This window comes from Paenibacillus mellifer (assembly GCF_023195895.1).
GTDB lineage: Bacteria > Bacillota > Bacilli > Paenibacillales > Paenibacillaceae > Fontibacillus > Fontibacillus mellifer.
On sequence record NZ_JALPRK010000034.1, the window covers coordinates 1 to 22,836 of the forward strand.

Annotated in this window: 24 protein-coding genes and 1 tRNA gene; 9 read left to right on the forward strand and 16 right to left on the reverse strand. The window is 49.6% G+C overall.

What is annotated here, in order from left to right; all coding sequences use genetic code 11:
- Positions 1–94: 94 nt before the first annotated feature.
- The 4 genes from M0651_RS22670 to M0651_RS22685 all read right to left on the reverse strand — a co-directional run bounded on the left by M0651_RS22670 (position 95) and on the right by M0651_RS22685 (position 1,701).
- Positions 95–185 (reverse strand) — tRNA-Ser (locus M0651_RS22670).
- 84 nt (positions 186–269) lie between these two features.
- Positions 270–497 carry a DUF951 domain-containing protein gene (locus M0651_RS22675; protein ID WP_248553953.1) on the reverse strand — a complete coding sequence of 76 codons (228 nt, stop codon included), beginning with the start codon at positions 495–497 and terminating at the stop codon, positions 270–272.
- A gap of 63 nt (positions 498–560) precedes the next feature.
- Positions 561–1,424: a mechanosensitive ion channel family protein gene (locus M0651_RS22680; RefSeq protein WP_248553954.1), complete on the reverse strand. Its 864-nt coding sequence runs from the start codon at positions 1,422–1,424 to the stop codon at positions 561–563.
- Positions 1,425–1,446: 22 nt separating this feature from the next.
- Positions 1,447–1,701: a putative Se/S carrier protein gene (locus M0651_RS22685; protein ID WP_248553955.1), complete on the reverse strand. Its 255-nt coding sequence runs from the start codon at positions 1,699–1,701 to the stop codon at positions 1,447–1,449.
- Between the two features lie 131 nt (positions 1,702–1,832).
- Here M0651_RS22685 and yyaC point away from each other — a divergent pair, with 131 nt between their 5' ends.
- Positions 1,833–2,441 carry a spore protease YyaC gene (yyaC, locus tag M0651_RS22690; protein WP_248553956.1) on the forward strand — a complete coding sequence of 203 codons (609 nt, stop codon included), beginning with the start codon at positions 1,833–1,835 and terminating at the stop codon, positions 2,439–2,441.
- On the opposite strand, the gene M0651_RS22695 is transcribed toward yyaC, so the two are convergent.
- From M0651_RS22695 to rpmH, 12 genes are all read right to left on the reverse strand, one after another.
- A complete protein-coding gene (locus M0651_RS22695; RefSeq protein WP_248553957.1) occupies positions 2,392–2,913 on the reverse strand; it encodes a DUF4446 family protein in 522 nt (173 codons plus the stop codon). The genes yyaC and M0651_RS22695 overlap by 50 nt on opposite strands.
- 28 nt (positions 2,914–2,941) lie before the next feature.
- The gene (locus M0651_RS22700) at positions 2,942–4,099 is read right to left on the reverse strand and encodes an aminotransferase class V-fold PLP-dependent enzyme (RefSeq protein ID WP_248553958.1); all 1,158 of its coding nucleotides are present in this window, start codon (positions 4,097–4,099) and stop codon (positions 2,942–2,944) included.
- A gap of 142 nt (positions 4,100–4,241) precedes the next feature.
- Positions 4,242–5,081, reverse strand: a complete 840-nt coding sequence (locus M0651_RS22705) for a ParB/RepB/Spo0J family partition protein (protein WP_248553959.1) — start codon at positions 5,079–5,081, stop codon at positions 4,242–4,244.
- The gene (locus tag M0651_RS22710; protein ID WP_248553960.1) at positions 5,074–5,835 is read right to left on the reverse strand and encodes a ParA family protein; all 762 of its coding nucleotides are present in this window, start codon (positions 5,833–5,835) and stop codon (positions 5,074–5,076) included. The genes M0651_RS22705 and M0651_RS22710 overlap by 8 nt, the downstream gene beginning before the upstream one ends.
- A 231-nt stretch (positions 5,836–6,066) precedes the next feature.
- Positions 6,067–6,891, reverse strand: coding sequence for a nucleoid occlusion protein (noc, locus tag M0651_RS22715; RefSeq protein WP_248553961.1), 825 nt, complete (start codon positions 6,889–6,891; stop codon positions 6,067–6,069).
- A 255-nt stretch (positions 6,892–7,146) separates the two neighbouring features.
- Positions 7,147–7,869 (reverse strand): 16S rRNA (guanine(527)-N(7))-methyltransferase RsmG, encoded by a 723-nt coding sequence (rsmG, locus tag M0651_RS22720; protein WP_248553962.1) that lies wholly within the window; start codon positions 7,867–7,869, stop codon positions 7,147–7,149.
- A gap of 3 nt (positions 7,870–7,872) precedes the next feature.
- Positions 7,873–9,759: a tRNA uridine-5-carboxymethylaminomethyl(34) synthesis enzyme MnmG gene (gene mnmG / locus M0651_RS22725; protein WP_248553963.1), complete on the reverse strand. Its 1,887-nt coding sequence runs from the start codon at positions 9,757–9,759 to the stop codon at positions 7,873–7,875.
- A gap of 87 nt (positions 9,760–9,846) precedes the next feature.
- The gene (gene mnmE, locus M0651_RS22730) at positions 9,847–11,226 is read right to left on the reverse strand and encodes a tRNA uridine-5-carboxymethylaminomethyl(34) synthesis GTPase MnmE (RefSeq protein ID WP_248553964.1); all 1,380 of its coding nucleotides are present in this window, start codon (positions 11,224–11,226) and stop codon (positions 9,847–9,849) included.
- Between the two features lie 527 nt (positions 11,227–11,753).
- Positions 11,754–12,479, reverse strand: a complete 726-nt coding sequence (gene jag / locus M0651_RS22735; RefSeq protein ID WP_248553965.1) for an RNA-binding cell elongation regulator Jag/EloR — start codon at positions 12,477–12,479, stop codon at positions 11,754–11,756.
- Positions 12,476–13,378, reverse strand: coding sequence for a YidC/Oxa1 family membrane protein insertase (locus M0651_RS22740; RefSeq protein ID WP_248553966.1), 903 nt, complete (start codon positions 13,376–13,378; stop codon positions 12,476–12,478). The genes jag and M0651_RS22740 overlap by 4 nt, the downstream gene beginning before the upstream one ends.
- A gap of 75 nt (positions 13,379–13,453) precedes the next feature.
- Positions 13,454–13,804, reverse strand: a complete 351-nt coding sequence (rnpA, locus tag M0651_RS22745; protein ID WP_240270099.1) for a ribonuclease P protein component — start codon at positions 13,802–13,804, stop codon at positions 13,454–13,456.
- Positions 13,805–13,937: 133 nt separating this feature from the next.
- Complete coding sequence (gene rpmH / locus M0651_RS22750) at positions 13,938–14,072, reverse strand: 50S ribosomal protein L34 (protein ID WP_009223341.1); 135 nt, start codon at positions 14,070–14,072, stop codon at positions 13,938–13,940.
- A 375-nt stretch (positions 14,073–14,447) separates the two neighbouring features.
- On the opposite strand from rpmH, the gene gnd reads away from it, so the two are divergent.
- From gnd to remB, 8 genes are all read left to right on the forward strand, one after another.
- On the forward strand, positions 14,448–15,347 hold the full coding sequence (gene gnd / locus M0651_RS22755; protein WP_248553967.1) for a phosphogluconate dehydrogenase (NAD(+)-dependent, decarboxylating): 900 nt from the start codon (positions 14,448–14,450) through the stop codon (positions 15,345–15,347).
- Between the two features lie 128 nt (positions 15,348–15,475).
- A complete protein-coding gene (locus M0651_RS22760) occupies positions 15,476–16,147 on the forward strand; it encodes a GntR family transcriptional regulator (RefSeq protein ID WP_248553968.1) in 672 nt (223 codons plus the stop codon).
- 92 nt (positions 16,148–16,239) lie between these two features.
- On the forward strand, positions 16,240–17,787 hold the full coding sequence (gene gntK, locus M0651_RS22765; protein ID WP_248553969.1) for a gluconokinase: 1,548 nt from the start codon (positions 16,240–16,242) through the stop codon (positions 17,785–17,787).
- A gap of 512 nt (positions 17,788–18,299) precedes the next feature.
- Complete coding sequence (gene dnaA, locus M0651_RS22770) at positions 18,300–19,646, forward strand: chromosomal replication initiator protein DnaA (protein ID WP_248553970.1); 1,347 nt, start codon at positions 18,300–18,302, stop codon at positions 19,644–19,646.
- Between the two features lie 350 nt (positions 19,647–19,996).
- Positions 19,997–21,139, forward strand: a complete 1,143-nt coding sequence (gene dnaN, locus M0651_RS22775) for a DNA polymerase III subunit beta (protein ID WP_248553971.1) — start codon at positions 19,997–19,999, stop codon at positions 21,137–21,139.
- Positions 21,140–21,169: 30 nt separating this feature from the next.
- Entirely contained in the window at positions 21,170–21,394 is a 225-nt protein-coding gene (gene yaaA / locus M0651_RS22780) for a S4 domain-containing protein YaaA (protein WP_248553972.1), read from the forward strand.
- 58 nt (positions 21,395–21,452) lie between these two features.
- On the forward strand, positions 21,453–22,565 hold the full coding sequence (gene recF / locus M0651_RS22785) for a DNA replication/repair protein RecF (RefSeq protein WP_248553973.1): 1,113 nt from the start codon (positions 21,453–21,455) through the stop codon (positions 22,563–22,565).
- Positions 22,566–22,581: 16 nt separating this feature from the next.
- Positions 22,582–22,830 (forward strand): extracellular matrix regulator RemB, encoded by a 249-nt coding sequence (gene remB, locus M0651_RS22790; RefSeq protein WP_248553974.1) that lies wholly within the window; start codon positions 22,582–22,584, stop codon positions 22,828–22,830.
- Positions 22,831–22,836 lie beyond the last annotated feature (6 nt).

A 22,836-nucleotide genomic window follows, 5' to 3' on the forward strand; every position in this document is an offset into this window, starting at 1 on the left:
GGACCCGAAAGGGTCCTTCTTTCTTTTAGATGAAAGCGACACAACAAAAAAACCCTTACGCATAAGCGTAAGAGTTCATGTTCTTTAAAGTAAATGGCGGAGAGGGTGGGATTCGAACCCACGCACGCCTTGCGACGCCTAGTTGATTTCGAGTCAACCCCCTTGGGCCTCTTGGGTACCTCTCCACAGCAAGAATGATTGTACCATGAATTCATTCCGAATGCAATAGAGGCATCCTTCATCCCATAAACTGCCGATTCTTAAGCCGTTTATTGTCCGTCCTGCGCCGTCCCCTCCACTTCGGGAGCTGCAGAGCGGAGCACTTTACGCATGTTCTTCTCGAACTTGGCGCGGGGCACCAACACACTATGTTTGCATCCTACGCATTTGATGCGGATATCCATGCCCATTCGGATGATTTCCATTTCGTTGCTGCCACAAGGATGATTTTTCTTCATTTGCACGATATCGCCCAACTGAAAAGCTTTACGCTCCATAGCTTATTCCCCCTACCCCATCATCTTTACTCTTGTACTCGCCTATATTACGTTCTTCTCGTGTTAAGCGTTCATCTCAGCCTGCTCCAGCGACTCCTTGGCATAAGTCTGAATCTGCCGCTCGACATCGGCCCGTATGGCCGGTGGGCACTCTACGGCGATGCGAATGACGTATTCGCTTGCCGTTAGCGACTGGATGCCCAGAACACTTGGTACCTGTGGGATTTGCTCCTGCTCCTCCCTCAAGCGCTGCATGGCCCCTTGGAGCAGCTCTACGGCCCCTTCTAACCTTCGGGTGTTGCTGAACGGCAAGTCGACAACGGCCAGCGCGGTTCCCACGGAGAAGTTCGTCACGTTCGTGATCATCCCGTTTGGAATGATATGTACCTCCCCCGTCCAGCTTACTAATCGCGTGGAACGAAGACCGATAATTTCTACTGTCCCCTTCAGACTGCCCGTTTGAATTACATCACCGACGGCAAACTGATCCTCCAGGATAATGAAGAACCCGGTAATGACATCCTTCACCAAACTCTGGGCACCAAAACCTATAGCTAGCCCAAGAACTCCGGCACCTGCCAACAGCGGCGCCAGATCATAACCAAGCTCACCCAACACCAACATCACCATAATGAAGTTGCTGGTGATACTAGTGATGTTTTTCAGCAACTCACCCACCGTAATCAACCGCCGCGGGTTCATCTGCAGTCGGCTTTTTTCTCGCTTCTGCAAAGATCGATCGATCAATCGGTACACAATATGAACGAACAAACGGGTGAGAACAAATATAATGATAATTTTAATCCCCGCATATAGAACATTTATCCACATATCCATATTTGTAAACCAATTCCATATATTGTCTTTCCAGGTCGTTACCGTTTCAGTAGCATCTTGCATCAGTTCAGGTTCTTTCGCAAGCAGCATATCTATCAATCCTTTTCAGATTTCATAACTTGATGCTATCATAGCCCATCCCTTGACGGGAGTAAATCCCTCGAATCTCTACCGATTCCGAGGTGATTATCTTTCTAACCGTATCCAGAGATAATTGCGGGAACCGTATCGATAATGCACACCCGGCGGTAATCTCCTTTGGCGTAGGGCATAAGTCGATGTCTACCTCGGCATACTCCAAGAGCATCTCGGCACGCAGCGCTTGCTGAGTTGAATCAAAGGCCATCACCAACCAATCATCTCCCACTTCGATTCCTCTCCTTTTCCTCAATGAGACTTTCGTATGAGTATATAATAAGTGTTTCTTCCATATACTATCTACTAAATCTTTGAAGTGCGATTACTTCGCACATGATCCCCAGCCGAAAGGAAGATTCCATGTCACAGATTCAACCGACGTTTCCAGGGCAAGAAATTCCTTATTTGAAAATTCCTCATACCGAACCCGGCATTCATTCGGCGATCATTCACCGGTTGCTTCTGCATTTTGGACAGGTTGCCCCAGGGCAAGACATCGTTATTATCTGCATCGGCACGGACCGCTCTACCGGAGATTGCTTGGGACCACTGGTCGGCAGCGCGTTGGCCAAGTACCATAGCTCGAACTTCCACCTCTATGGCACCTTAGAAGAACCTGTACATGCAATGAATTTAAAAGAAACCCTGGACTTAATCCACTCTCGCTTCGTTGATCCGTATATTATCAGCATTGACGCTTGTCTAGGCCAAACGTCCAGCGTGGGCTCCATTCAGGTCGTTCAAGGGCCTCTTCGTCCCGGCGCAGGCGTAAATAAAGAATTACCGCCGGTCGGCGATATCCATCTCACGGGAATCGTCAATGTCGGCGGCTTCATGGAATACTTCGTATTGCAAAATACGCGTCTAAGTCTAGTCATGCGACTTTCAGAGATCATCTCGAATTGCTTGTATACTGCGATTAAGGAGTGGACTCGGGGGTCGATTTCTCTTGCCCGGCGAGAGCTATAGCCTCACGCTCTTCCGGAGAGAGCGCATGCGATGACTCCCCTTTCTCCAAGCCCTTTGCGTATACGAAAGAACCATCGCGATTGTAAAGTCCTGTAAGGACCATACCATCTTGCTGATCATTAACAATTGCAATGGAGAAGCTCAAATCGTTCCCCTTCTCGCCAAATGCATTATAACGTTTAATCCCGATCTTCGACTTTTGTAAAGGAATCCTTTTTCGGACTTGTGCGAGCTGTTGTTTTTGTTCCTCCTGGAGGTCTTCAATTTTACCCTGCTGCATTTTCAAATCGATCAGCAAGCTCTCCAGATCTTCAACACCGGCACCCTTCATCATGAGTTCGTATCTTTTCTTCATCTTACGAAGCTTACTTCCTTGGATCAGATTCCAGATCAATAGCCACAGAATCAGGAGGACCAAACCTCCAACGATCCAGCTTAATTGCTCAAAGATGAGATCATTCCATTCCCGCATGCGACTGTCTACTCCTCTGTGCTTGAGATCATTTAATCATTTGAATAATGGCATTCATGAACGTTTGAAGTTCCGCCTCCGTCGTCAGGTATCCGACACTGGCACGAACGGCTCCGCCTTGTATGGTCCCTGCCGTTTGATGTCCTAGTGGCGTGCAGTGATAACCGGCCCGAACGGCAATTCCATATTCCCTGTCCAGTGTAAACGCGACCTCAGATGCGTCTCTTCCTTCAATTGTAAAAGAAACGATGCCTGTCCGAGGCTGACCCACTTGCGGACCAATCAGACGAACACCTGGAACGGTGTGTAGTTCCTTCATTAAATATTGCGTTAATTCCCATTCATGGCGATGGATCCGTTCCACCCCGCGTTCCAGAACCGTATCTACGCCTGCACCTAATCCGGCAATCCCCGGAGTATTCACGGTACCCGCTTCATAACGATCAGGTCGAACGTGAGGTTGCTCGCTCTCTTCGGATTGACTTCCCGTGCCTCCATGCAGCAGCGGTTCCAAATCGATATCCGGGTGAATGTACAAGCCTCCTGTTCCCTGAGGCCCAAGCAATCCCTTATGGCCCGGAAATGCAAGAAGGTCAATCCCCATCTCTTGTACATTCACCGGATAACAACCCACGGTTTGCGCCGCGTCAACCAGGATCATCGCTCCATTCTCATGAGCCATCCGGCTTAATTCATGGATCGGCAAAATACATCCCAGCAAATTCGAACTATGAGAACATACAAGTAAACGTGTGTGGGGCCGAAAAAGTTTCTTTACCTGTCTCAAATCCAATTGACCCTGACGATCCACCTCGGCATAATCAACTTCAATACCCATCGTCCTTTTCAGGAATTCTAACGGACGCCTTACTGAATTATGCTCGACCGACGTCGCCACTACGTGATCTCCTGGCTTCAAGTAACCCTTGATGGCTAAATTCAAGGCGGAAGTAGCGTTTGACGTGAATGCGATGTCATTTGGATTCAGAATACCAAACAATTTTGCAAGCTTCACTCGGGTGTGATACAACACCCTCCCCGCCTGCAGCGCCATTCCATGATTTCCACGACCTGCATTGGCAGCTGGTCCGTTTAGTATTTCCAACATGGCTTCCCCTACCCTAGGAGGTTTTGGCCAAGAAGTGGCTGCATGATCCAGATAGATGACTGATTTCGTTTCGAGCAACGGGTTCTCCTCCTTGGGTAATTTAGGCTGCACAGGTGAGTTCTCATGAGTTCATAGACAGATCAAGAAATGACATACCCTTCTTTCGTGAGCCCCGCTAAATAGGCTGACCAAAAGATGGATATGTCATTTCATTTATCCCTTAGCTCAGCATATCAAGCAATCGTTGCAAATCCTGCTGGCTATAATAGTTAATTTCAATTTTACCCTTATCCTTATTAGCTTTAATTTTCACGGTCGTTTTGTATCGTTCACGCAAGCTTTCTTCTACTTCATCGATATAAGGGTCGCGCTTCTTCCCGGCCGCTTTCGGTTTCTCCTGTTTTTTACGGTCTAGTTGCTGTACCGCATCTTCCAGGTCTCGTACACTCCACTCATGATCGATACACTGCTGGGCTAACTGTTTGATCGTGGCTGGTTCCTTTAGGCCCACCAACGCTCGAGCATGTCCCATTGATAATGTTCCACGTGAAACATATTCCTTCACTTCCTCCGGCAAGGACAACAAACGCAAGAAGTTAGCGATATGAGATCGAGACTTGCCTACCTTCATCGAAAGTTCTTCCTGGGTCAATTGGAATTGATCCATAAGACCTTGATATGCTACGGCTACTTCCATTGCATTCAAGTTCTCCCGTTGCAGGTTTTCAATAAGTGCAATCTCCATTACTTGTTGATCAGAGAAGCTTCGAACTACCGCCGGAATCGTTGCATTTCCACAAAATTGCGAAGCCCGGAAACGCCGCTCCCCCGCGATAATCTCATATCCCTTGAGCACACTACGAACAATGATCGGTTGGATGACGCCATGCTGCCGAATGGATTCAGCCAATTCCCGTATAGCCTCTTCGTCAAAAGTTTTGCGTGGTTGATACGGGTTGGCACGTAATTGATTGAGCGGTATCTCTACCACCTTATCGTCATCTTGGATCGACAGTGCTGGAATCAAAGCATCCAATCCCTTGCCCAATCGTTTATTCATAAGATACCACTTCCTTCGCCAACTCAAGATAAACTTCCGCACCCTTTGAACGTGGGTCATACGTAATAATGGATTGACCATGGGATGGCGCTTCACTTAACCGCACATTTCGTGGAATAACCGTCTTGTAAACCTTCTGTTGAAAATACTTCTTAACTTCTTCAATAACTTGAATACCCAAGTTCGTTCTGGCGTCAAACATCGTTAACAAGACTCCTTCGATTTGCAAAGAAGTGTTCAAATGTTTTTGCACCAATCGCACCGTATTAAGAAGTTGGCTTAATCCCTCTAAAGCGTAATATTCACACTGAATAGGAATAAGTACGGAATCCGCCGCCGTCAGCGAGTTAATCGTCAAAATACCCAAAGATGGAGGGCAATCAATCAAGATGTAATCGTACAAATGACGGATCGGTTGCAACGACTTTTTGAGTCTCACTTCGCGCGAGATCGTTGGGACCAGCTCGATTTCCGCACCAGCCAATTGAATCGTTGCCGGAATGATATGCAGGTTATCGATATCGGTATGTGCGATCGCTTCTTTCGGATGAACCTCATTAATCAACACATCATAGATGCAATTTGCTACATCCGCTTTATTAATGCCAACACCACTCGTCGTATTACCCTGAGGGTCAATATCGATGAGTAGAACTTTCTTTCCGATGGCAGCTAGTCCCGCTCCCAAATTGACGGAAGTCGTCGTCTTTCCGACGCCCCCTTTTTGGTTAGCTATGGCTATGATTTTAGACAATCCAGTTCACCTCAATATAATAGAAGAATCTCTTTGTAGTCCTCATGTGCGCATTCTAAGCTGTCGCTACAAAAAGACCTATAACAATGCGTGGTGAATACACCTACCGCTCGATATCATCAGATGTCGTACCCGTATATGATCCACTTGTGCATCAAGGATCGGCTCCGTGTTCGCACTACCGAAAAAGAAGCTGACCTTCAACCTCGCGGTTGGGGTCAGCGAGTGAATTTATGAACGTTTCGGAATTTGAATCACGATCTCATAATGATCTTCATGATCCTTTTCTTCCGTTTTGATTTGCAATCCTGAGCCAGTGACCATATCGATGGACTGACGAATCGTATTCAGTGCAAGCCGTACGTCCTTCGTGAAAGAAATTCGTTTCGATGGAGACTTTTTGTTCTTATCCATTTCTTTATAGAAGGCAATACGAGCTTCTGTTTGTTTGACATTTAACTCTTTGCTAATGACTTCGCCCAAAACCTTCAATTGCAGTTCTTCCGTATCTAAGGACAATAAAGCACGCGCATGACGTTCTGTAATTTTCCGTTCCATCAACGCTGTCTTTACACCTTCTGGAAGCTGCAACAACCTGATTTTGTTAGCAATCGTCGATTGACTCTTTCCAAGGCGTTGAGCCAAGCTTTCCTGCGTCAACTGGTGTAAATCAATCAAATTCTGGTAGGCTAAAGCTTCCTCAATCGAGGTTAGCCCTTCTCTTTGCAGATTTTCGATCAAGGCAATCGAAGCTGCCTGCGAATCGTTGAAATCACGTAAAATCGCAGGGATAGACTCCAAACCCAACTTTTTGACGGCTCTCCAGCGACGTTCCCCGGCAATAATTTCATACTTTTCATTCCGGTAACGAACAACAATCGGTTGAATCACGCCATGCGTACGAATCGTCTGGCATAACTCATCGATTTTCTCGTCGTTAAAGATCGTCCGCGGTTGATAAGGACTGCCGACAATTTCCTCCACCGGAATTTGTCTTACTTCATCTCCGCCGCTTCGTTCGGTTAACCCAAACAATTTAGAAAATTGTTCTTTCATTCCGTCAATTACCACCTAGTTTCATAGTGACATAAGGCCAAACCGCCTTACGGATCATCCCTGCAGGATGACATTGCTCCAAACGAAATGCATAAAAAACCTGATATATCTATTCTACCACTTTTTCCTCTATAATCCTATTCTCTAATTGAGAGAAGTTATAGAAAAGAAGATAGATTTACCGAAATATAGACAAAAAAATCCCCCTTAGCTATGTTTCACGTGGAACATTTTGCTAAGGGGGGCAAGTTACACTTAGATCAACGGCATCTTAACCGGTGTCCCTGGTTTTCTAGGGTACTTTTTTGGCGTTGCAGCAGTCTTCTGGATGATGACCAAATGACGTTCCGAATTTTCCAGTGGAAGTGAAAACTCGGGGGTGTTAACCCATTTCCCTTTTAACTCAAACAAACTACGGGCAGCTTCCTTGACTTCGTCCTTCGGGTCGCTCCCTTTCATAGCCACAAACAACCCGCCGGGTTTAGCGAATGGGAGACAAAACTCGTTAAGAACTGCCATCCGGGCAACGGCTCGAGCCGTTACCAGATCAAACGCATCACGAAGTTCCTCCTGCCGACCCAAATCCTCAGCACGTCCATGCAGCAAGCGTACTTGGGATAAACCTAGTTCATTGACCACATGCTGCAAGAACTGGACTCGTTTGTTCAAAGAGTCTACGATCGTTAGCTGCAAATGCGGATAACAAATTTTTAATGGAATACCGGGGAAACCCGCTCCGGACCCAATATCGGCCATGGACCTCATCTCCCCCATCGGGACATGAAAAGCCAAGCTGATCGAATCGTAAAAATGCTTAATGTAAACCTGCTCCCGTTCCGTGATCCCGGTGAGGTTCATTTTCTCATTCCATTCAACCAATTCTTCGTAATATCGTTCAAATTGCTTCAACTGCTCCTCCGACACCTCAATGCCATGACCCTGGAGCAGCGAGCAAAATTGGGCTTGTATCGAATCCAATGGTTACCCTCCTGCAGCCGTGACCCGGTTATAATGCTCTAAATACACCAGCAAAATCGAAATGTCGGCCGGTGTAACCCCGGAAATCCGCGAAGCCTGACCAATCGAGATCGGCCGGATTTTGGTCAGTTTTTGCCGCGCTTCCATCGCTAAACCTTGAATATCCACATAGTTGATCGTTTCGGGTATTTTCTTCTTTTCCATTTTTTGTAACTTCTCAACGTGGATCAATTGTTTCTCAATATAACCCGCATACTTGATCTGAATTTCCACCTGTTCCTGCATCTCTTCATCGAGTTCAACCTCAGAAGCAGACAACGAAGCGATATGGGCATACGACACTTCCGGACGCCGCAAAATCGTAAGCAAGTTGCTGCCATCCTGAATTGGAGCCGAGCCAATCGACTCAAGCAGCGGATTGATATCGACAGGACGAACCTTCGTCGATCTCAACCGTTCAATCTCTTGGTCAACCTTCGCTTTCTTATCCATAAACCGTGCATACCGATCCTCTGAAATCAAACCAATGTCATGACCAATCGGCGTCAGACGCAAATCCGCATTGTCATGGCGGAGCAATAACCGATATTCAGCACGAGAGGTTAGCAAGCGATACGGCTCATTCGTGCCTTTCGTCACCAAATCATCGATCAATACGCCGATGTAGCCTTGCGAACGATCTAGTACGACAGGTTCCTTCCCTTGCACCTTACGAGCCGCGTTAATCCCAGCCATAATGCCTTGTCCCGCCGCTTCCTCATAACCGGAGGTCCCGTTGATTTGTCCCGCCGTAAACAGTCCAGGCAGGCGTTTCGTCTCCAAGGAAGGCCACAATTGAGTTGGTACAACCGCGTCATATTCAATCGCATAACCGGTGCGCATCATTTGCACGTTCTGTAGGCCTGGGACGGAGCGCAGCATTTTCAACTGTACCTCTTCCGGCATACTGGTGGAGAAGCCTTGCACATAATACTCCGACGTATTTTTACCTTCCGGCTCCAGGAAAATCTGATGTTTCGGCTTATCGCTGAACCTCACGATTTTGTCCTCGATAGACGGACAGTAGCGCGGACCCGTGCCTTCGATCACCCCGGAGAACATCGGCGCGCGATCCAGGTTATCCGTAATGATTTTATGCGTCTCTTCGGAAGTGTACGTCAGCCAGCAAGGGAGCTGCTCATTATCCGATTCTTTCGTCTCATAGGAAAAAAACTTCGGTTTTTCATCCCCAGGCTGAATCTCCGTTTGTGAGAAATCGATCGTATCCTTATGCACCCGCGGCGGTGTCCCCGTCTTGAAGCGAACGAGCTCAAAACCCAGCTCCTTCAAGTTTTGCGACAAGCGAACCGAAGGTTGCTGGTTGTTTGGACCGCTTTCGTACATCAGTTCGCCCATAATGATCTTCCCGCGCAAATAAGTTCCAGTCGTCAGTACAACGGCCTTTGCCCGGTACTCCGCGCCGGTCTTCGTAATCACGCCAACACATTGGCCATCCTCAACGATCAGCTCCTCAACCATCCCTTGGAGCATCGTCAGATTCGGCTCTTTCTCCATCGTTTCCTTCATCGTATGTTGATAAGAGAATTTATCCGCTTGCGCGCGCAGCGCATGAACGGCCGGGCCTTTCCCGGTATTAAGCATCCGCATTTGGATGAACGTTTTGTCGATATTACGGCCCATTTCGCCGCCCAAGGCGTCAACCTCGCGCACAACGTGGCCTTTTGCCGGACCTCCAATCGAAGGATTGCACGGCATAAAAGCAACCATATCCAAATTAATCGTAACCATCAGCGTTCGGCAACCCATCCGCGCTGCAGCCAAAGCCGCCTCGCAGCCTGCGTGCCCAGCGCCAACCACGATCACCTCATAGGATCCGGCAGCGTAACCCATCTATCGTCAACCTCCTTTACCCTACACCATTCAAACTCTATCCGTAACATCATACCATGAACCGGCTTAGCTGATACTAGAGAACGTTTATTTCCCCAAGCAAAATTGCGAAAAAATCTGATCGATCAACGCATCCGGCGCTGAATCACCGATCACCTCGCCTAGCTGCTCCCAAGCGTACCGCACATCAATTTGCAAAATATCGATCGGAATCCCGCTGTCCGCCGCCTCATAAGCGTCTGCGAGCGACTGCTTTGCCTTCTTCAGCAAGGCGATATGCCGTACGTTACTTACATACGTCAGATCGTTCGACTCCAGCTTCCCGCCGAAGAACAACTGGGCAATCGCTTCCTCCAGATGATCCAGCCCTTCCTCCGTTTTGACCGACAATTCGACGATCGCTTCCTCGGAAAAATAACGCCGTACTACCTCCCGATCCAACTGCTGCGGTAAATCGATTTTATTCAAAAGAACGATCGTGGACCGTCCCTTCAGTTGCTCCATCAAGGCAATTTCGTCCTCATGCAGCGCCTCCGCGCCGCTCAGCACGAGCAAGATCAAGTCCGCTTCGCTCACCGCTGCTTTGGACCGCTCCACGCCGATCTGCTCAACGAGGTCCATCGTCTCGCGGATCCCCGCCGTGTCGAGCAACTTCAGCGGAATGTTATTGATCGTCACATATTCTTCGATCACGTCCCGCGTCGTGCCGGGGATATCGGTGACGATCGCTTTATTTTCGCGTGCCAGGGCGTTCATCAGCGAGGATTTACCAACATTCGGACGGCCGACGATCGCCGTCGTAATCCCCTCGCGCAAAATCTTCCCCTGCTCCGCCGTTTTCAACAGCGCATCGATGCCCTCCGACACCGCTGTGCACTTCTCTTTGATAAACGCCATCGTCATCGATTCCACGTCATGCTCCGGATAATCGATGTTCACCTCGATATGCGCCAACGTCTCAATCAACGTGTGGCGTAACAACCCGATTTGGCGCGACAGTTGGCCTTCGACCTGCTTCAGCGCCACAGAGAACGCCCGATCCGACTTGGAGCGGATCAGGTCGATGACCGCCTCCGCCTGCGACAAGTCGATCCGCCCGTTCAGGAACGCGCGTTTCGTGAACTCGCCCGGATCGGCGAGGCGAATGCCGCGCTGCTGGAGCAGCAGGTCCATCACGCGTTTAACGGAGATGATCCCGCCGTGCGTGCTAATCTCCACCACGTCTTCCGTGGTGAAGGAGCGCGGCGCGCGAAAGACGCTGACGAGCACCTCCTCGAGCTTGTCGCCCGTCGCCGGATCCACGATGAAGCCATAGTGTACCGTATGGCTTTCCGCCTTCGGCAGCGCCGTCTTGGCGCGGAATAACCGCCCCACTTCACTGATTGCCTCCGGACCGCTGACGCGGATCACGGCGATGCCGCTTTCGCCTACCGCAGTCGATATCGCTGCTATTGTATCGCTAAGCATTTTGCTTCACCTCGCTAGTTGTTTGTTGTATTTCGATGAAGAATGTTCGTGAATTTCGTAGCTCCGCTGGTCGTATGATCCTACGATCGCTGTTGTTCGCGGATTTCTTGGATTGGACTACATTCAGAAGTTGTAGAAATCCGCTCACAAAGGCGAACGCAGCATATGCTCTCGATGTAGCTTTCTTTCAGAAAGCTTTCCTTCTTCGGATTCATACGCCCCTCTTCGCCCCCAATTCACTCACCCGTCAAAGCATCCGCGTGCAACGCCTTGCTCCTCATCAGTAAGACGTACCCCGATGGGGGTAAAAGCGTTCCACGCACCGAAGTAAAGCGCATCCCCGAAGGGGACAGCGAGCAGGAGCGCCTCTTCCCCTCCAACGTTCCTCCAGTTTGCGGGAGCCCAAAGGGCAGCAGGCCCTCGGACGCCCTCCCTTACGGTAAGGGAGGGGTGGGGTGGGTTGAGGCCTGGGGACAAAAAAAATGACGTCACCCAGCTTACGCCGAGCAAACGTCATTGCGTCTCATTCATTTACTATGCTTCAGAGTAATAACGACCCGCCGGTTTGGCTCTTCACCTTTACTGTAAGTTTTGACCTCCGGGTGATCCTGAAGTTTGGAATGAATCACTTTGCGCTCCTGCGGCGACATCGGTTCGAGCGTAACCTCTTTACGCGTTCGAACGACCCGTCCTGCCAATCTGTCGGCAAGTTCCTCCAGCGTTTTCTTCCGGCGTTCCCGGAAGTTTTCGGCATCGAGGACGATGCGGATGAAGCTCTCGGAATAACGGTTAGCGATGATATTCGCCAAATATTGCAGCGCGTCGAGGGTTTGCCCTCTCCGCCCGATCATTAAACCCAAATCATGGCCCGAAATGTTAAGCACGGTATGGTCTTTGCCATGAGCAACTTCGACTTTGACGTCCAAGCCCATGTTCTCGCCAACCTCCCGAATGAATGACGCCGCCTCGGCATAAGGATCCTTCTCGCCTCCCGCCGCCTTCTCCTCCATCACGGAAGCAGACGAACGAGGCGCCGAAGCGGTCCTATTCGAGGTGGGTACTGAAGCAGGGGCAGGTTCTTCAAGCAAAGTAAGCTCAACCTTCGCTTCCTTCCCCCCAAACAGTCCCAGGAATCCTTTTGACGGCTGCTCTAACACGTTCACGGCGACTTTATCCTCGGTGGTGCCGAGCTTGGCCAATCCTTGTCTTACAGCATCTTCAATGGTTTTTCCCGACGTCACGATTTTATTCATTTCGATTTTTTGGCCTCCTTGGCACCCTTACCGGGATGACCGGCTTTTAGATTGGAGCCGCCCCGCTTCTTGTTCCCAGAACCGGAAGATGAACCGCCGCCTCCGCCTGATGTAACGGCAGCCGTGGCCAAAGCCGGATCTTTCTTACGGTAGATAAAGAAGTTTTGTGCGATCGTGTACAGGTTACTGAAAATCCAGTACAACGGCAACGCTGCGGCGAAATTGTACGCCATCACAAAAATCAAAATCGGATAGACCCACATCATAAACGCCATTGGGCCTTGCATGCCCTGCGGATTCACGTTCGACATCATCTTCGTTTGAATGAACGTCGTCAACGCCGCAACCGCCGGTAAAATGAACAATTTGTCCGGTTCACCGAGCTGCAGCCACAAGAAGGAATGCTCCCGGATCGCCGAGTTGTAGTAAATGGAGTTATACAACGCAATGAACACCGGCATCTGAATGATCAACGGGAAGCAACCCGCCATCGGATTAACCTTGTGTTCCTGGAATAGCTTCATCGTCTCCTGCTGCTGTTGCTCCGGATTATCTTTATATTGCTCACGGATTTTCTGGAGCTGTGGTTGAATGGCCTGCATCGCTTTCGAACTCTTGACCTGCTTCAGTGTCAACGGCAGAATCAGCGTCCGAACGATCAGCACCATAATTAAAATCGCTACGCCATACGCACCATTAAACCATTCTGCAAACGTATCCAGTACAAGCGAGAAATAGTAAACCACATTCGCGGTCCACCACGAATTGCTATCCTTCATATTCTCCGTCGTAGTAGCCAAATGAGCATTCTGCGGTGCGCAACCCGCAAGAACCGCTACCATCACGACTGCCAGAAGGAGAAGAAGCCATCTTCTTCGGTTAGTCATCAAACGCGACACTTTAAAACCCCTCTCTTAACCTATCCATTCATCGTAAATCATAACATATTTGAAGGGACAAAGAAACAAGCCTCCTTAACGCCCGGGAGCCCGCAGCAGCGAAGCTTTTCGAAGCACGTGAAGCACGCTTTTTTCGAGGTCCTTATACTCCATTCCAACGGCCCCATTACGCACGATTAGGATCAAGTCGACATGGTCACGAATTTCCGCTTCATGCAGCCGGACGATCTCCTTTAACATCCGTCGCATCCGGTTACGGACGACGGCATTACCGATTTTCTTACTGGCCGATACCCCCAGGCGGAAACGTTCAATATCCGGTTTATTGGACCAGTACACCACCAGCTGGCGATTCGCAAAGGACTTGCCAAACCGATAGATGCGGTTAAAATCGGCGCGGTTTCTCAAACGAAGTTGTTTATGCACGAGCTATCTCCTTGATTCGACTTCTATAGAAGTTGTTTGAACTTCGATATAGTATAGACCCATCGTCGCCGTAGCTATTAGCGCAAGGCACAAGTATAAAAAAAAGACCACCGCGGTGGTCTTTACGCACGCTTTACGCACTCAGTACTTTTCTGCCTTTGAGACGACGAGCAGCGAGAACCTTGCGGCCGTTTTTCGTGCTCATTCTTTTGCGGAAACCGTGAACCTTTTTACGTTTGCTCACATTCGGTTTGAAAGTTGGTTTCATTTATCGCACCCCCTTACAGGATTATCATTATCTGTATGTTTACCATTTTCAAATCCACAGAAAATGCCTTTATACATTTAACCACACCGCCTAGGAAAAGTCAACCGAGCTTCTCGCCGCTCTCCCCCGGTTCTCGCTATCCATTATGCACAATCCACAGCCGTCGTAACAAAAATTTCACGCCCCAGTTTTCCACAGCTTTACCGCGATACTCTCCGCATAGAAGTTATACACATGTGGAAAAGTATTTTCAACCGGAAATACCCGTTATGAAGTGCCTTCACCTAGATGGTTTACAGCCCATTCGAATCGGAGTATATTCAAATTATAAGTTGTATACAAGTATACATTAGGTGAAAAGAGGTGCTTTTTTCGATGAAATTAGGCATGATTGGGCTAGGAAAAATGGGCTTTCATCTCGTCCTGAATCTGCTGGAGCACGGACACGAGGTTGTGGCTCACGACATGAATCCGCGGTCGGTAGCAGGAGCGGCCGAGAAAGGCGCGATTCCCGCCGCCAGCCTGGAAGAACTCGTTGCTGCTCTAGAAACGCCTCGATTCATTTGGGTCATGGTCCCGGCCGGGGCTCCGCTGCGCTCGGTTGTCGATCAGCTGCCCCCCTTGCTGGAACCAGGCGATATCGTCATTGACGGCGGAAATTCGCATTACAAAAACTCGCTGGAGTTATCGGAGCAACTGGCGGCGCAGGGCATCCGCTTCCTTGATGTCGGCACTTCCGGAGGTGTCGAAGGCGCGGAGCAAGGCGGCTGCTTTATGATCGGCGGCGAGGAAGAGGCTTTCCGGCTGATGGAGCCAATCTTCCGCGATATCGCTGTTAGCGACGGTTATCTGTATGCCGGTCCGTCCGGCAGCGGCCATTTTCTCAAAATGGTCCATAATGGAATTGAATATGGCATGATGCAGGCCATCGCCGAAGGCTTTGAGTTGCTTGACAAAAGTCCATACGATTACGATTTTGAGCAGGTCGCCCGGGTATGGTCGAATGGTTCAGTTATTCGCAGCTGGTTAATGGAGTTGACGCAAAACGCATTTGCCAAAGATCCGAAGCTGGAAGGGATTCACGGGGTCATGCACTCCTCCGGTGAAGGCAAATGGACGGTGGAGACGGCGCTGGATCTGCAAGCGAACGCACCGGTAATCGCGATGTCCCTTTTCATGCGTTATCGTTCGCTCCAGGAGGACACATTCCACGGCAAAGTGGTCGCGGCGCTGCGCAACGAATTTGGCGGACACGCGGTAGAATCGGCGAATTAATCTGTGATAAATCCTATAAAACCTATAGCGAGATTCCCCATCCGACAAAAATCATGCTATGATCGAAGTATTTAGGTTTCATCGATCATTAAGCGGGATCATATCCCTTGGAATAGGAGAAATATCGCATGCAATACCCTTCTTCCTGGTTAAAAGGTAGTTCGCTTGGCGAATCGATCGCCGCAGAGCTGCGACTGCAAATTATTGCGGGCACGATCAAGCCGGGCGTGGTCCTGTCGGAGAATCGCATCGCTGCAGATTTCGGCACGAGTCGTTCTCCGGTCCGCGAAGCGCTGAAAACGCTCTCCGGCGAAGGGCTGATCCGCCTCCAACGCATGGGGGCTGTCGTCAATGGCCTCAGTCTGCAGGACGTGGATGAACTGTACGATGTCCGTTATTTAATTGAAAGCTTCGCCTCCCAGCGGATGGCGGAAGACCCTGAGGCGCTGATCGCTCCGCTATCGCAGATCATCGACAAAATGGTCTTAGCCGGCAAACACCGGGACGTCGAGGAATTCGCCTATCAGGATCTCTGTTTTCACGATACGATTATCGCCGGAGCAAAGCATACCCGCATCTTGCATTTATGGACCAGCATCCGCCAAATCGTGATGACGGTCATGTTGATTACGACGCGGGAGGTTTTGTCGCAAGGAGAGGACAAAATCGACTATGTGATCAGTAAGCATCGCAAGCTGTTGCGTGGATTAGAGTCCCGTGACGCTGAGGTCATCGGCCGTAACGTTGAGGAGTATTTCGCTGACTCCCACCGCACGCTTCATACGAGCATCCCTCAATAAGAAGTTCAGGGGCGGTACACCGGGCCCTTAGGCCGGTTATTGTTGTCGACAAGTATACGAATTGACGAATTGATGTAGAAAGAAGGTAGAATATGGGTTCTTTGACGCATATGATCGGCCTGGATATCGGCACGACCAGCACGAAAGCCGTCTTATATGAACGCAGCGGTCAGGTGATCGCCACAGCCAACGAAGAATATCCGCTATACACGCCGTCCGCTGCGGTGGCGGAGCAGGATCCTGAGGAGATTTTTGCCGCGGTGATCGCGGTGGTAAGTCAAGTCATGATTGCCAGCGGGATCGCTCCAGATCAGATCGGCTTCGTCTCCTTCAGTTCGGCGATGCACAGCGTGATCCCGCTGGATGGCGATAGCAAACCGCTGATGCGTTGTCTCACCTGGGCGGACAATCGCAGTGCGGACTGGTCGGAGAAGTTGAAGAACGAGCTGGGCGGTCACGAAATTTATTTGCGCACCGGCACGCCCATTCACCCGATGTCTCCGCTGACCAAGCTGCTATGGCTGCGTCATGAACGGGCGGAACTTTTCGCACAAGCCCGCAAGTTCGTCTCCATTAAGGAATATATCTTCCTGAAGCTGTTCGGAGAGTATGTCGTCGACTATTCGATAGCCTCAGCGACCGGCCTCCTGAATCTGGAGCGCCTGGATTGGGACGAAGAAGCGCTGCAGTTGGCCGGCATCACGCCGGAGCAGCTGTCGAGGCTCGTGCCCACGACGCACGTGATGCAAGGCCTGGCGCCAAGCTATGCCAGCGCTATGGGACTCGCCCCCTCCACCCGCTTCGTCATTGGTGCCAGCGACGGCGTTCTGTCCAATCTCGGGGTCGATGCCATCGACCCTGGCGTCGTCGCCGTCACGATCGGCACCAGCGGTGCGATCCGCACCGTCGTCGATCGCCCCAGAACCGATCCCAAAGGCCGGATCTTCTGCTACGCGCTGACGGATAAGCACTGGGTGATCGGGGGGCCGGTCAACAATGGTGGGGTGATTTTCCGCTGGGTGCGGGATGAGTTCGCCGCTTCCGAGGTAGAGACGGCGAAACGGCTGGGGATCAGCCCGTACGACGTGCTGACCAAGATCGGCGAGCGCGTCCGTCCAGGCGCGGACGGCCTGCTCTTCCACCCCTATCTGGCCGGCGAGCGGGCGCCGCTGTGGAATCCACATGCACGCGGCTCCTTCTTTGGGCTGACGCTGCACCATCAGAAGGAGCATATGATCCGGGCCGTGCTGGAAGGCGTGATTTACAACCTGTATACGGTACTACTGGCGATGGAGGAACAAATTGGACGGCCGCAGAAAATCCAGGCCACAGGCGGCTTTGCCCGCTCCCCGTTGTGGCGCCAAATGATGGCTGATATTTTCGACCAACAAGTCGTGATCCCAGAGAGCTATGAGAGCTCCTGCCTGGGCGCAGTGGTGCTTGGTTTGTATGCTTTAGGCGAAATCGACTCCTTCGAAGTCGTCAAGGAAATGGTTGGCGGCACCCATCAGCATACGCCAATTCCAGAGCATGCGGCGATTTATAAACAATTGTTGCCGATTTATATCCGCATTTCACGTAAGCTGGAGGAAGATTACGAGGCAATCGCCAAGTTCCAGCAGCAACAATCCGAACAATAATACATCGACGCTAGATAAATAAATCCGACCAGCCCTTTGGGGCGGTCGGATTTTTGTTTTTGCCGATAAGAACGGAGCTCACTGTCTATCCCAGCCGGTTAATTTATGCACCATCCAATTCGGAAGTTCGAGCTTTCTTGTAATAACCTGTGAATATTTTTTTTTAGATTTTGGGACTCTCTGTCGAATTTTAAACAAATTATAAACAATATGTAGTGGTGTGAATGATAATTATGCACAAGTTATTGAATTTGTGGATAAAAGCAGACAGCTCATTGAAAAACAGGCCTTCTTTTGCTATGATTATATTGTTTTCGTTGTGAATATCTAAGTTTATCCGCTAATTTATTAACAGGCTGTGGATAACATTGTGAACAATTCGAAATTTTATCGTTTTATAATGATTATACTTTACTTAACACTGGGGATAAAATTCCCCTTTATTTATGTTTTTCGACCTCTTTCTGCATGGCTTAAGCCACAATTGGAAGATTTAAAAGGAGTGACAGTCTGTGGACAGCCATACTTCGGAAATATGGCAACATATTTTATCGATTATTAATACGAAACTGAGCAAACCGAGCTTTGACACCTGGTTCAAAGCGACCAAGGTGGTCTCCTTATCCGATCAAACGATCGTGATCTCCGCTCCGACCACGTTCGCGGTGGAATGGCTGGAGAGCCGCTACACCAAACTGGTGGCAACGACCGTTCTTGAGGTGATCGGCAAGCAAGTCGACGTCTCTTTCGTGATCGAGGAGTCGGCCCCGCCCGAGCAAGCTCAGGTTTACAAGGAACCCCCCGCTCCCGTCTCAAGCGAGGAAAGCGTTTCCCATATGCTTAATCCGAAGTATACGTTCGACACCTTCGTCATCGGCTCCGGTAACCGGTTTGCTCACGCCGCCTCCCTGGCGGTTGCCGAAGCGCCGGCCAGGGCGTACAATCCACTGTTCCTCTATGGTGGCGTAGGACTGGGCAAGACGCATTTGATGCATGCAATCGGCCATTATATTTTGGAACATAGCCCTAGCAGTAAGGTCGTATACATTTCCTCCGAGAAATTTACGAACGAATTCATCAACTCCATTCGGGACAACCGCGCGGAAAGCTTCCGCAACAAATACCGCAACATCGATATTTTGCTGATCGACGACATTCAATTTCTCGCCGGCAAGGAATCGACCCAGGAGGAGTTCTTCCATACATTTAACGCGCTGCATGAGGAGCGCAAGCAAATCATTATTTCCAGCGACCGACCGCCGAAGGAGATTCCAACGCTCGAGGAGCGGCTCCGTTCCCGGTTCGAATGGGGACTGATCACCGACATCCAACCGCCGGATCTCGAGACACGGATTGCGATTTTGCGCAAGAAAGCCAAAGCGGAGAACCTCGATATTCCGAATGAAGCGATGATGTACATCGCCAATCAGATCGATACGAACATCCGTGAGCTGGAAGGCGCACTCATCCGCGTTGTCGCTTACTCTTCCTTGATCAATCAAGACATCACAACCCATTTGGCCGCTGAGGCACTGAAGGATATCATTCCTTCCAGCCGTCCGAAGATGATCACAATCCAGGATATTCAGCAGAAGGTCGGCGATTACTACAATTTGAAGCTGGACGACTTCAAGGCGCGCAAACGAACCAAGGCGATCGCATTTCCACGGCAAATCGCCATGTATTTGGCCCGAGAGTTAACGGATTTCTCGCTGCCGAAGATCGGCGATGCGTTTGGCGGGCGTGACCATACAACGGTCATCCACGCACATGAGAAAATCACCCAGCAACTGAAAGCCGACCAAGAGCTATTCAAAATTGTGAACAACATTACCGAAAAAATAAAAAGTGCTACCTGAATAAGGGATAAGCCTATGCACATGATATTCACATGTGGATAGGCTTCATTTCATATTAATTTGGTTGTTATCCACATATTCAGTGCCCCTACTACTTCTTCTAATCTATTAAAGATATATACATCTTCATAAATCGCGGACAAGCCAACGACTCGGGAACTCCCTCAAAGCCGCCTTGTCCAAACAGAAGAGGAAGATCAATTAGGAGCGCCTCAACCTTACATACCTTTAGGTTATGCTTCGGAGGCAAAGAATATGACGTCAAGTTGCTTCCGTAGTGATGAAGTGAGTTTAACTATGCTGCTAAACATAGAATCCTATGCTTTATAAAACTGTTAGGAGTTGAATTTATGAAAATCCGTATTTTGAAACATGATCTTAATGAATCGATCCAACACGTGTCCAAAGCCATTTCGAGCCGGACAACGATTCCGATTTTGACCGGGATCAAGCTGGATGTGAACTTTCAAGGCATGACCTTGACCGCCAGCGATACGGACATTTCCATTCAAGCCTTTATTCCCGCTGAGGATCAAGAGAAGCAAATCGTTCAGGTGGAGCGTCCAGGCAGCGTTGTACTGCCGGCGAAGTTCTTCGTAGAAATTATTAAGAAACTGCCTTCCTCCGAGATCGAAATGGAAGTACAGGATGGATTCCAAACCTTCATCCGTTCCGGATCGACGGATATCCAGATGGTAGGGTTGGATCCAGAGGAATTCCCGGTACTGCCTAGCATCGAAGAGAATCAAGTCATTTCGATTCCCGGTGATTTGTTGAAGAATATGATTCGGCAAACCGGTTTCTCCATCTCCACCAACGAAACCTCGCCGATCCTGACGGGGGTATTGTGGAACCTGACGGATAATCAGTTCAAATTCGTTGCAACAGACCGTCACCGTTTAGCCAGTCGAATCGCCGGACTAGATGACGCGGATGGCGTACGTTTCAGCAATATCGTTATTGCCGGTAAAACCTTGAATGAGCTCAGCAAGATCATTCCTGATCAAAATACGCGCGTCGAGATCGTCGTCGCCGACAATCAAGTCTTGTTCAAAATCGATCGCGTATTGTTCTATACTCGCATTCTCGACGGAACTTATCCGGATACCTCCAAGATTATTCCGACCACTTATAAAACAGAACTCGTCCTGGATACCAAGAAGCTAAGCGATTCGATCGACCGTGCTTATTTGCTGTCTCGCGAAGAGAAGACGAACATCGTTCGCTTGCAAACAATGGAAGACGGGACAATCGAAATCTCCTCCAGCTCTTCTGAACTCGGTAAGGTAACCGAGCAATTGGATGTGGCTCAGTTCACTGGCGAGCCGCTGCGTATTTCTTTTAACTCGAAATACATGCTGGATGTACTCAAGGTCGTGGAAAGCGAACAGCTGCATATCGGATTTACGGGTGCCATGAGCCCGATCATTATCAAGCCGGTGGACGACAGTCAGAGCCTTTATCTGATCCTGCCATACCGGACTACGAACTAGTCGTTTTAAAGAAAAAAGGAGCAAACGCCAATGAAAATAATTTCCATCTCGAGCGAATATATTAAACTAGATTCTTTTCTGAAGCTGGCGGATTGTGTATCCACCGGAGGGATGGCGAAGGCGATCCTGCAGGAGGGTGCGGTCAAGGTCAATCGTGAACCAGAGGAGCGCCGCGGTCGGAAGCTCTATCCAGGGGATATCGTTGAGGTGGAAGGATGCGGTTCTTTTCAGGTGGCGGGAGAACAAGCACCCTGAATCGCTCTGCCCGGGGCCGAACCGTCGATGACCGACGGAAGATAAGGGGGCTTAGAACGTGTTTGTAAATCGTCTATCACTGCAAAACTACCGGAATTACGTCACCCTTACAATGGACTCCTTTGGCGCGGTTAATCTCATCATTGGGCGGAATGCCCAAGGGAAAACGAACCTTCTCGAGGCGTTGTTTGTACTCGCGTTAACGAAATCGCATCGGACCGGCAAAGACAAGGAGCTGATTTCATTCGGCAGCGACCATGCGGTGGTGTCGGCGGAAGTGGAGAAGAAGTACGGCGCGGTACAGCTGGAGCTTCGATTGACGCCGCAAGGCAAGAAGGCCAAGTTGAACGGCTTAGAGCAGCGGAAGCTGAGCAATTTTATTGGGGCCATGAATGTCGTCATGTTTGCTCCAGAGGACTTAGAAATCGTCAAAGGAACTCCCGGGGTACGGCGCCGGTTCCTTGACATGGAGATCGGTCAGGTTCAGCCAAGTTATCTCTATCATCTCCAGCAGTATCAGAAAGTGCTGATCCAGCGCAATAATTTGCTGAAGCAAGCTTGGGGCGCGGGCCCGGAAATGATGACGATGCTGGACATTTGGAACGAACAGTTAGTCGAACATGGTGTTAAAATTATCAAAAAGAGGAAACAATTTATAAGTAAACTGCAAAAGTGGGCGGAGCAGATTCACGAGGGGATCACCGGAGGCGGTGAAACCTTGAAATTGGCTTATCTTCCCTCGTTTGGCGAAGCCGAAGAAGAAGATGAAGCTGTCCTATTGCGGCAATTTATGATAAAGTTATCACAAATGAAAGATCAGGAAATTCGCCGCGGCATGACACTTTGCGGACCGCACCGCGATGATCTGTCGTTTATTATCAACGGCAATGAGGCGCAGGTCTACGGCTCGCAGGGCCAGCAGCGGACGACGGCATTATCCTTGAAACTGGCGGAAATTGAGCTCATTCACGAGGAAATCGGGGAGTACCCGATCCTTCTTTTGGATGACGTTTTATCGGAATTAGATCCTTACCGCCAAACCCAATTGATTGAGACGTTTCAGAGCAAAGTGCAGACGTTCATTACGGCTACAGGGATCGAAAGCATCAATGCGAGCCGGTTACAGGACGCCAGCATTTTTCATGTTCAGGAAGGACAAGTCCAAGGCTAAGGACGGAGGTAAACGGATGTATATTCATTTGGGCGGAGAAAAGGTGATTCTCTCTTCCGAGCTGATCGCCATTTTCGATATCACAATCGAGAAATCTTCAAAAATATCCAAGCAATTCCTCAGCCATGCGCTTGAGGTAAAGAACGTGGTGCGCATCGGCGAAGAAGAAGCGAAGTCGATCGTTGTGACCCAGAAGGAGATCTATTACTCGCCGATATCCTCCGCAACGCTGAAGAAGAAAGCGAACGTGATTTTGGCGGTTTAGCCTTGA

Coding starts and splice junctions, on each gene's coding strand:
- yaaA (WP_248553972.1), top strand. CDS start 21,170: ATGAAAATAATTTCCATCTCGAGCGAATATATTAAACTAGATTCTTTT.
- M0651_RS22680 (WP_248553954.1), bottom strand. CDS start 1,424: ATGCTGCTTGCGAAAGAACCTGAACTGATGCAAGATGCTACTGAAACG.
- M0651_RS22675 (WP_248553953.1), bottom strand. CDS start 497: ATGGAGCGTAAAGCTTTTCAGTTGGGCGATATCGTGCAAATGAAGAAA.
- M0651_RS22760 (WP_248553968.1), top strand. CDS start 15,476: ATGCAATACCCTTCTTCCTGGTTAAAAGGTAGTTCGCTTGGCGAATCG.
- mnmE (WP_248553964.1), bottom strand. CDS start 11,226: ATGCTTAGCGATACAATAGCAGCGATATCGACTGCGGTAGGCGAAAGC.
- gnd (WP_248553967.1), top strand. CDS start 14,448: ATGAAATTAGGCATGATTGGGCTAGGAAAAATGGGCTTTCATCTCGTC.
- M0651_RS22695 (WP_248553957.1), bottom strand. CDS start 2,913: ATGCGGGAATGGAATGATCTCATCTTTGAGCAATTAAGCTGGATCGTT.
- dnaN (WP_248553971.1), top strand. CDS start 19,997: ATGAAAATCCGTATTTTGAAACATGATCTTAATGAATCGATCCAACAC.
- noc (WP_248553961.1), bottom strand. CDS start 6,891: ATGAAAGAACAATTTTCTAAATTGTTTGGGTTAACCGAACGAAGCGGC.
- rpmH (WP_009223341.1), bottom strand. CDS start 14,072: ATGAAACCAACTTTCAAACCGAATGTGAGCAAACGTAAAAAGGTTCAC.
- gntK (WP_248553969.1), top strand. CDS start 16,240: ATGGGTTCTTTGACGCATATGATCGGCCTGGATATCGGCACGACCAGC.
- M0651_RS22705 (WP_248553959.1), bottom strand. CDS start 5,081: ATGAATAAACGATTGGGCAAGGGATTGGATGCTTTGATTCCAGCACTG.
- remB (WP_248553974.1), top strand. CDS start 22,582: ATGTATATTCATTTGGGCGGAGAAAAGGTGATTCTCTCTTCCGAGCTG.
- jag (WP_248553965.1), bottom strand. CDS start 12,479: ATGAATAAAATCGTGACGTCGGGAAAAACCATTGAAGATGCTGTAAGA.
- yyaC (WP_248553956.1), top strand. CDS start 1,833: ATGTCACAGATTCAACCGACGTTTCCAGGGCAAGAAATTCCTTATTTG.
- mnmG (WP_248553963.1), bottom strand. CDS start 9,759: ATGGGTTACGCTGCCGGATCCTATGAGGTGATCGTGGTTGGCGCTGGG.